A 9,569-nucleotide genomic window follows, 5' to 3' on the forward strand; every position below is an offset into this window, starting at 1 on the left:
ATAAATTAATACTCACAACTATTAAAAAGTTGTGAGTTTATTTATTTACAACTATAATTTATAGATATATAAAATTATTATTGATTAACGTTATTAGATGATTAAGAAAGAATGAGGTGTAATATATTGAAAAAAGTTATAATTGCAGAAAAGCCTTCTGTAGCAAAAAATATTGCAGAGGCTTTTAATATTAAAACTAGAAAAGATGGATATTTTGAAGGAAATGAATACCTTGTTACTTGGGCATTTGGTCATCTTTTACAACTTTATGATGCTAAGGATTATGATGAAAGTATGAAGGGATGGAGAATGGATAAATTTCCTTTTATACCACATAATTTTAGCTATAAAATAAAAGCAGATAGTAGTAATAAATCTATTGAGGATAAAGGTGCTACAAAGCAACTTAATATAATAAAATATTTAATAGACCGAAATGATGTAGACGGTATTATATCTGCAACAGATTTTGATCGTGAAGGGCAAGTTATTGCAGATGAATTGTTTATATATTTTGATGTGAAAAAACCTATATATAGGATACTTTTAAATGAGTGGACCGAAAACGAAGTTAAAAAAGGAATAAATAATTTAAAAATTAATTCAGAAATGAAACCTTTGCAAGATGCTGGTATAGGACGACAAATTGCAGATTGGATTATAGGAATAAATCTTACATCAGTAGCTACATTAAGATATGGATTTGAAAATAAACAAATAATTAATATAGGTAGAGTATTATTACCTACTTTAAAAATTATATATGACAAAGATAAAGAAATTGAAAACTTTAAAGAAAGTAGTTATTTTAAATTAGCTCAGAAATTTAAAAATAAAGATAATTTAGAATTTGAAACTTTATATTATGAAGAAAGTGAAAAATTTGAAAAAAAAGAATATGTTGATGAAATTAAGAAATCTATAAAAGGAAAGTACGGTAAAGTTATTTTAAAAGAGGTTGAGAAAAAAAGAGAATATCCATCACCATTATTTAATCTTTCTAATCTTCAGGGATATATAACTAGTAAATATAAAGGATGGACATCAGACAAAGTTTTAAAAGTAGCACAATCTCTTTATGAGAAAAAATTCATAACATATCCAAGAACAGGAAGTATGGCATTAGAAGAAAGTTTGGTTGATAGAGCAAAAAATGTTCTTGATAAAATTAAAGTTGGACTTCCATATGAAAATGAAATAAAATTTTCAAAATCTAAAAGGATTTTTGATAATTCTAAAGTAGAGAGTCATAGTGCTATTACACCTACATATGTTAAACCTAATAATTTAACTTCTGATGAAAGAGCTGTTTATGAAGCTATAAAAAATAGATTTTTAATGCAGTTTATGCCTGTTGCTGAGTTTGAAGAAACTAAAATAATAATTAAAGTTGATGATGAAAAAGCTAAAGGTGAATTTAGAGCTAAAGGAAGGGTAAGTTTAATTGAAGGTTGGAGAAAAGTAGAAAAAATTGAAACTAAGGATACAATATTACCCTTAGTTATTGAAGGGGAAATACTTGAGATAACAGATGGTAAAGTAACTAAAGTGACAAAGAAGCCTCCAAAGCATCATACTGAAAAAACTCTTTTAAGAGTTATGGAAACTTGTGGGAAAAATTTCAAGAAAAATAAAATTAGTGATAAAAATGAAGATGAAGATATTGAAAATGAAGATTCAGAAGACAATTCAGAAGAAATGATGAAAGCTATCCTTAGTGGATTTAGTATAGGAACTCCAGCAACAAGGGCAGAAACTATTAAGAAACTTAATGATATAGGATATATAAAATCTAAAGGAAAAAGTCTTATATGTACTGATTTAGGTAAAACTATAGTTGAAGTTTTCCCAGCTAAGGAACTTTTAGATTTAGAATATACAGGTAAATTAGAGCAGACTTTAGCAGATATAGAAAAAGGAAAATTTTCTAAAGATGAATTTTTAAGTCTTATATTTAATTTTACAAAAGAAGCAGTTGAAAAAATAAAGAATGATAATTCATTACTTCATAAATTTAAAGTAGAAATTCCCGAAGGGAAAGAAGAAATAGGAAAATGTCCTATATGTGGAAATGCTGTTATTGAAGGGGAGAAAGGCTTCGGGTGTATAAATTGGAAAAATGGATGTAGATATACTATATGGAAAAATGATAAGTATATAAATTCTTTTGGGAAAAGTGTATCTAAAGATATGGTTGCGTTACTTTTAAAGAATGGAAAAGTAGGCTTTAGAAATTTAAAAAGTAGAAAAGGCAACACTTTTAGTGCATATTTTAAATATGAATTAAATGAAAATACAGGATATTTTAATTGGAAAATTGAATTTATATAGTATTATAAATGTTAATATATTTAATAAAAAAATGCATGATTTTTTATTCTAATAAAAAAATCATGCATTTTTTTATACTAAATTTAAAAGTTTACTAGCTATCATAAATATAGGTGGAGCTAAAAATACAGTCATAAGACCAGCGACACCTATAGATAAAGAACTCATAGCACCGTGAGTTTCACCAAATTCGAAAGCTTTAGTGGTACCAACAGCATGAGAAGATGTACCAATAGATATACCTACTGCTACTTCATCATGAATTCTAAAAAGTTTACAAATTATAGGAGCAGTTATTGAGCCTGTAATTCCTGTAATTATAATAGCAACTATAGTTATAGGACATATTCCACCTAAAGAACTAGCTACTTCAACTCCTATTGGAGTAGTTACTGATTTAGGAACTAAAGATGCTATTAAAGGTGTATCTACTCCTAATAGTTTACCCAATATTATTACACAACTTACAGATGCAAAAGTACCCACAAATATACCTATAAGTATAGGCCATAAATTTTCTTTTAATGATTCAAGTTGTTTATATAAAGGAACAGCTAATACAACAGTAGCAGGTCCAAGAAAACTATTTATAAATTTTCCACCATCATTATAAGTTTGATAGTTTATTTTGAATATTAATAATACAGCAATTACAAATGCAATGGCAATAAGTAGAGGGTTAAATAAAGGAAATTTAGTTTTCTTAAATATAGCCATACCAATTTCAAAAGCTAATAAAGTTAATAATATTGAAAATAGAGGATTAGTTATTAATTGTTCCATTTATAAGTTCATCCTTTCTTTCAAATGATGTTTTTTATTTTTTTTTCTTTTAATAAGTAATTGAACTGTAGAACCAGTTACCCCCATAACTATAAATGTAGATAGTATACATATTAATAAAAGCTTGGTAACATTTCCTTCTAATAAATTCAAAGCGGTTAATAATCCTACTCCAGCTGGCACAAAAAAGAATGCTAAATGATCTAAAAAGAACTTAGTTATAGTTCCAACATGTTCTACTTTAACTATTTTTGTACATAATAGAACTAATAATATTAACATTCCAATTATATTACCAGGAATAGAAGGAATAAAAAGTTTTGAAATAAACTCACCTATAAAATATATAGCTATAACAATGAGCGTTTCCCTTAAAAGTTTCATTTCCTAAAGACTCCTTTCAAATATAAAAGTCTATTTAATAGACCATATATATTATAAAACTAAAAAAAAATTATAGCTACAATGAAATATTACAATAATTCTTTGTATAAAGTTAATAAAGCGTTTTCTATGGCTATTTGTTTTGTGTTACTTAAAATAATTACTTATTAAACATAAATACAAATTATAATAAGTTTTTTATTAATATATATGTTATTTTTAGAAATTAATTGAAAAAGAGCATAAGTTTTAAAAAATTATTAGTTTTATTTATAATTAAGTAATAAAATATGCAATTTAAAATAACAAAACTATGAAAAGTATTCATAGTTTTGATTTTTAAATTAATATTTTTTATTTATTTTATTTTCTAATAGTGATACTCCTAAATACATTATATATGCAATAATAGATAATATTAAAATAGCCATCATTACCATATCTAATTGAGAAATTTGTCCACCATAAACAATTAGAAAGCCTAAACCTTCTTTGGCAACTTGAAATTCACCCATGATAACTCCTACCCAAGAAAGTCCTACATTAATTTTAAGAGCAGATATTAAAGTTGGAATAGAAGCAGGAATTATAAGATAAATTAATATTTGCAGTTTAGAAGCGCCAAAAGTCTTCATAAGAATAATTTTATCTTTATCAACTTCATTAAATCCAGCAAGAACGCTTATAATAGTGACAACAATAGAAATTAATAAAGCAATAACAATAATAGAAGTAATATTATTTCCAAACCAAAAAATTATAATAGGAGCTAAAGCTATTTTAGGTAGGGAATTTAGAACTACTAAATAAGGATCTAATACTTTTGAAAGAAAATCTGACCACCATAATAATATTGCTATAAAGGTTCCTAATACTGTACCTAAAATAAATCCTAAAATAGTTTCATAACAAGTAACGTATATATGTCTAAATAAAGTTCCTTCATTATAAATATTTACCAAAGATTTTATTATACGTGAAGGAGAAGAGGTGATAAAAGGATCTATCCAATTTAAATTAGCAGCAGTTTCCCAAATTGAAAAAAATATAATTAAAATTAATAATTGAAAAAATATAATTTTTAATTTATCTTTTTTTAAATTTTTTAAATATAAAGCATATTCTTCTTCTTTACTCATTACCATCTAACTCCTTCCAAATTATATTAAAATATTCTTTAAAGTTAGGAGCATCTCTTCTTTGAAGAGGAGACAGTTTTTTAGGAAAATCTAATTTAAAGATACATTTTACTATAGAAGGTCTTTTAGATAAAATTATTATTTTACTAGAAGTTGAAATAGCTTCAGAAATATCATGAGAAACCATTATAACAGTTTTATTTTGCTGTTTTATAATATTGTAAATTTCATCACAAACTTTTAAACGAGTTTGATAATCTAAGGCTGAAAAGGGTTCATCAAGGAGTAAAATTTCTGGATTTAAAGAGAGAGTTCTTATTAAAGCAACTCTTTGTCTCATACCTCCTGAAAGTTGACTAGGAGTGTGATTTTTAAATTTTGATAATCCATATAAGTCTAACAAAGAATTTATTTTATATAAGTTTTCTTTAGATAATTGTTTTTTTATTTTTAAGCCTAAAATTACATTATTATAAACAGAAAGCCATTCAAAAAGTTGGTCTTTTTGAAACATATAACCAAATATATCTGTATGATATTTTAAAGGATTATCCTTATAAAAAATTTTTCCATTAGAAGGTAAAATAAGTCCACTAATTATATTTAATAAAGTTGATTTGCCACAACCAGAAGGACCTAATATACTTATAAAATCACCTTCTGAAACTTCAAAGGTAATATCTTTTAATGATTCTGTAATACAAGAAGGAGTATTATAATTCTTACATATTTTATTTATAGATAAATAACTCATAATAAATCACCATATTTATATTTAAATTAGTTATTTTTTATATTTTTAATAGTTTTTTCAGAAAATGATGTATTAATAATTTCTTCAAATGGTGGGCGATTAGGTAGTAGATTAGGATTGGAGGTTTCAATGATATCTAACATTCTATTATAATCTTCTTCTTTAATTTTAGGAGTTTTTGATAGTGCATTAATTTTTTTATAATTTGTTATTACATTAGTAATGGTAGATATTTCTATACCGGGGAAAAATGAACTTATACATTTAGAGATTTCTTCATTAGAATGTTCTTGAATCCAAATTTGACCTTTATATATTGCATTTGTAAATTTTTCTATTATATCAGCATTTTCTTCTATATAAGATTTAGTTGCAAAAAAACAAGTGTAAGGTACATTACCAGCAGCTTCTCCTACAGAAGCTAGAATTTTTCCAGATCCAGTTTCCTCTAAAACTGTTGCATTAGGTTCGAAAAGAGTTACATAATCAGCAGTACCACTTTTAAATGCTCCACTTGTAGCATTTAAAGCTAAATTTGTAATTATTTCAACATCTTTTGAGGGGTCTAAATCATGAGTCTTAAGTGCATATTCCAAATTCATTTGTGGCATGCCACCAGGTCGTCCTCCAATTATAGTTTTACCCTTTAAAGATGACCAATTAAATTTTTCATCGTTATTTCTTCCAACTAAAAAAGAACCATCTTTTTGAGTAAGTTGAGCAAAAACTACACCATAATCTTCTTTTCCTTGGTTATATATATATACGCATTGCTCAGGACCACAAAATCCTATATCTGCATTTTTACTTAAAACTTGTTGCATGGTTTTGTCAGCACCTTGACCTGTAGAGAGTTCTATTTCTAATCCTTCTTCTTTGAAGAAACCATTATTTATAGCTACATATAGTGGTGAATAGAATACAGAACGTGTAACCTCATTAAGTCTTATTTTTATTAAATCTTTATTATTATTAGTTTTGCAACTAGTAAAACTAATAATAATAAAAAATAATAATATATAAGAAATTTTTCTGTTAAGTTTCATAAATCCTCCTTTAATGTAAAAAAATATATTATAATCATATTTTATGATAATATTTTATAACTGTTAATAAGAAATAAAATTTTTATTAAATTGTAGATTTATAACGAAATTACAGGTTAACATAATAAAGCTCACACTTATATATGTGTGAGCTTTTTATAAGGATAGAAATTGAATATTTTAGTAATTATAAAAGATGAATATCATTTTCTAAGCATTTATTTATTATTTCATCACTCCATATAGATGATTGAACTTCTCCTATATGAGCTTTTCTTAGGAAAAACATACATATTCTTGATTGTCCAATTCCTCCACCTATAGTAAATGGTAATTTTTCTTCAATAAGCATTTTGTGGAAATCTAATTGTGCTTTTTCTTCACATTGTGCAGTTTTAAGTTGATATAATAGTGCATCTTTATCAACTCTTATTCCCATTGATGATAATTCTAAAGCACTGTCAAATGGAGGATAATAGAATAATAAATCTCCATTTAGTTTCCAATCATCATAATCAGGGCTTCTGCCATCATGTTTTTCACCAGATTTTAAGGTATCACCAATACCTATTAAAAATACTGCTTTCTTTAATTTACATATTTCATTTTCTCTTTCTTTTGAAGTAAGATTTGGAAACATGTCTTCAAGCTCTTGAGTAGTTAAGAAAGTTATTTCCTCAGGTAATATAGAATCTACAAAAGGATATAAAGAGCAAACAAAATCCTCAGTTTGCTTAAAAGCTGAATAAATTTTCTTAACTGTATCCTTTAGAGTATCAATAGTTCTATCTTTTTTTAATATTATTTTTTCCCAATCCCATTGATCAACATAAATAGAATGAAGGTTATCTAAGTCTTCATCACGACGTATAGCATTCATATCAGTATATAAACCTTCATAAACATCAAATTTATATCTATGAAGAGCTAATCTTTTCCATTTTGCTAAAGAATGTATTATTTCAATGTTTTTATCAGGAAGAGCTTTCATATCAAATGAAACAGGTCTTTCAACTCCATTTAAATTATCATTTAATCCTGAGTTTGACATTAAAAATAATGGTGCTGATACTCTTGTTAGATTTAAAGCTTTAGCTAAAGCATCTTCAAAAAAGTCTTTAATTTTTTTAACTGCTACTTCAGTTTCTCTAATAGTTAATGTTGATTTATAACCTTCTGGTATAAATAAAGATTCATGTATTGTTTTCATAATTTTATCCTCCTTAAAATAAAAAAACCTTCCATCCTAAATTACTATAGGACGAAAGGGTATTGCTTCCGTGGTACCACCTAAATTAATAAATTTAAATTAATAAATTTATTCACTTTAATCAGTACGGAATATTTTATATTCGATACTGTCCTAAGATAACGGTAAGGATCCGGCTAAGTCTACTTTTAAAAATTTCGGTTAGCTACTCCAGGACGTTCTTCATAATAGGCTTCATAATGAGGCTCACACCATCCCTCACTCGCTAATACTACTTCCTAAATTACTCTTCCTTTCAAAGTATTTTACTTTAAAGAATATATATATTGATATCATAATACATTAAAAAAATAAAAAAGTAAAGAGTAATTTTAATAATTATTTTAATTTTCATTAAAATAATTATATACAAAAATGTAATAATATGAGAAAAACTATCTTTTAATAAAAAAAAGCATAAAAATATTTAATATTTTCATGCTTTGTATTATATTTTTTATTATAGTAATATAGTTTTAAAATATTCTTCTTCTATTACGTCTTCTTTTTCTTATATTAATTCCACGAATAACAAATAATATTAATATTATTATTGCTATGAAGATTATAAAACTTCCTATATATAATAAAATATTAGCTTTAATTATAGAAAATAATCCAATATCAGGGGTCAAATTATATTGGGTTGAACTATTTCTTTCAGTAACAATAAGCTTTGCAGCATCAGAATTTGAAGCAATATGCCAAGCATCTTTATCATTAATGGAAACTTCATAAGATATGTTTGAATCATTTATTGGATTTTTATAATATGTTACATCTTTAGTCAAGACCATAGGAACATCTATAGTTTTCTTTGGACCAAAAAATTTAAATGCTTTATATTCTACAGGAATAGTTTCAACTATTTCATTTGCTTTTAATAAAGTACTTTTTTTTGCATTAAAACTATAATCCATTATTTTATTCATATCTTTAAAAACAGTTTCATCTTTAGCATCATATTCAGAATTTAAAACTGTGCCTACAATTTTTCTGCCATCTCTTTCATAAACAGCAGTTAAACATCTATTAGCTTTGCTTGTATAGCCAGTTTTTCCACCTATGTTACCATCTTTTCCTATATATTTATTTCTGTTTTCTAGCATTATTTTTGTACCATTACTTATATCAATAGTAGCTTTTTTTAAACCCATAACATCTCTAACCCAAGAATTTTCAAATGCACTACGTGTAATAACTGCCATATCATAAGCTGTAGTGTAATGGTTATCTTTATGTAATCCATTAGGTGTTACAAAATGAGTATTTTTTAAACCTAAAGAAGCAATTTTATCATTCATAATAGTAGCAAAATTTTTAGAATTTCCAGAAACAGAATCTGCAATCATATATGCAGCATCATTAGCAGAATATAAAAGTAAAGCTTTCATTACATTATCTGCACTCATAGTATCATTTATATTAATTGGTTTAAAGTTTTTGTTTAAAGAATATTCTGGTTGTTGTTTAGCATTTTGAGTATATGGAATAACATCAGTTTTATTTGCATTTTCTGCAAAAATTAATGCAGTAAGCAATTTAGTTGTACTAGCTGGATAGGCTCTGTCATCAGCATTTTTAGCGTAAATAATTTCACCAGTTTCATAATCCATAGTTACAGCATATTTACCTACAATAGATGGTAATTTGTTCTCTTTATTTTCAGTAGCTTGTACAATATGAGAAAATGGCGCAAATACTGTAATAAAAAGAGCAAGTAATAGAGCGGTTATTATTTTATTCTCTTTTGATTTCAATTTTCATCTCCCCTAAATTATATTTCAGAATCTTTAAACATTTATGATGATAACATCAATTTTTTAATTATATCATCAATAACATAGAATAACAATAATTTGTATGAGGAAATGGTACAATTT

The 9,569-nt window shown here is 25.6% G+C and carries 8 protein-coding genes and 1 other annotated feature; of the genes, 1 reads left to right on the top strand and 7 read right to left on the bottom strand.

Features of this window, described 5'->3' with window-relative positions:
- Positions 1 to 126 precede the first annotated feature (126 nt).
- On the top strand, positions 127 to 2,331 hold the full coding sequence (locus GBZ86_RS09275; RefSeq protein WP_152889986.1) for a type IA DNA topoisomerase: 2,205 nt from the start codon (positions 127 to 129) through the stop codon (positions 2,329 to 2,331).
- Positions 2,332 to 2,403: 72 nt separating this feature from the next.
- Here the strand turns inward: GBZ86_RS09275 and GBZ86_RS09280 are convergent, their stop codons facing one another.
- The 7 genes from GBZ86_RS09280 to GBZ86_RS09310 all read right to left on the bottom strand — a co-directional run bounded on the left by GBZ86_RS09280 (position 2,404) and on the right by GBZ86_RS09310 (position 9,446).
- On the bottom strand, positions 2,404 to 3,114 hold the full coding sequence (locus GBZ86_RS09280) for an LrgB family protein (RefSeq protein WP_152889987.1): 711 nt from the start codon (positions 3,112 to 3,114) through the stop codon (positions 2,404 to 2,406).
- Entirely contained in the window at positions 3,115 to 3,498 is a 384-nt protein-coding gene (locus GBZ86_RS09285) for a CidA/LrgA family protein (protein WP_152889989.1), read from the bottom strand.
- Positions 3,499 to 3,842: 344 nt separating this feature from the next.
- Positions 3,843 to 4,637, bottom strand: a complete 795-nt coding sequence (locus GBZ86_RS09290) for an ABC transporter permease (RefSeq protein ID WP_152889991.1) — start codon at positions 4,635 to 4,637, stop codon at positions 3,843 to 3,845.
- On the bottom strand, positions 4,630 to 5,391 hold the full coding sequence (locus tag GBZ86_RS09295; protein WP_152889993.1) for an ABC transporter ATP-binding protein: 762 nt from the start codon (positions 5,389 to 5,391) through the stop codon (positions 4,630 to 4,632). The genes GBZ86_RS09290 and GBZ86_RS09295 overlap by 8 nt, the downstream gene beginning before the upstream one ends.
- A 26-nt stretch (positions 5,392 to 5,417) precedes the next feature.
- The gene (locus GBZ86_RS09300; protein ID WP_152889995.1) at positions 5,418 to 6,437 is read right to left on the bottom strand and encodes an ABC transporter substrate-binding protein; all 1,020 of its coding nucleotides are present in this window, start codon (positions 6,435 to 6,437) and stop codon (positions 5,418 to 5,420) included.
- Positions 6,438 to 6,624: 187 nt separating this feature from the next.
- A complete protein-coding gene (asnA, locus tag GBZ86_RS09305; RefSeq protein ID WP_152889997.1) occupies positions 6,625 to 7,647 on the bottom strand; it encodes an aspartate--ammonia ligase in 1,023 nt (340 codons plus the stop codon).
- Between the two features lie 44 nt (positions 7,648 to 7,691).
- Positions 7,692 to 7,955, bottom strand: a binding site (T-box leader).
- 207 nt (positions 7,956 to 8,162) lie between these two features.
- The gene (locus GBZ86_RS09310; protein WP_152889999.1) at positions 8,163 to 9,446 is read right to left on the bottom strand and encodes a D-alanyl-D-alanine carboxypeptidase family protein; all 1,284 of its coding nucleotides are present in this window, start codon (positions 9,444 to 9,446) and stop codon (positions 8,163 to 8,165) included.
- Positions 9,447 to 9,569: the final 123 nt, after the last annotated feature.

It is taken from the genome of Clostridium tarantellae, assembly GCF_009295725.1.
GTDB lineage: Bacteria > Bacillota > Clostridia > Clostridiales > Clostridiaceae > Sarcina > Sarcina tarantellae.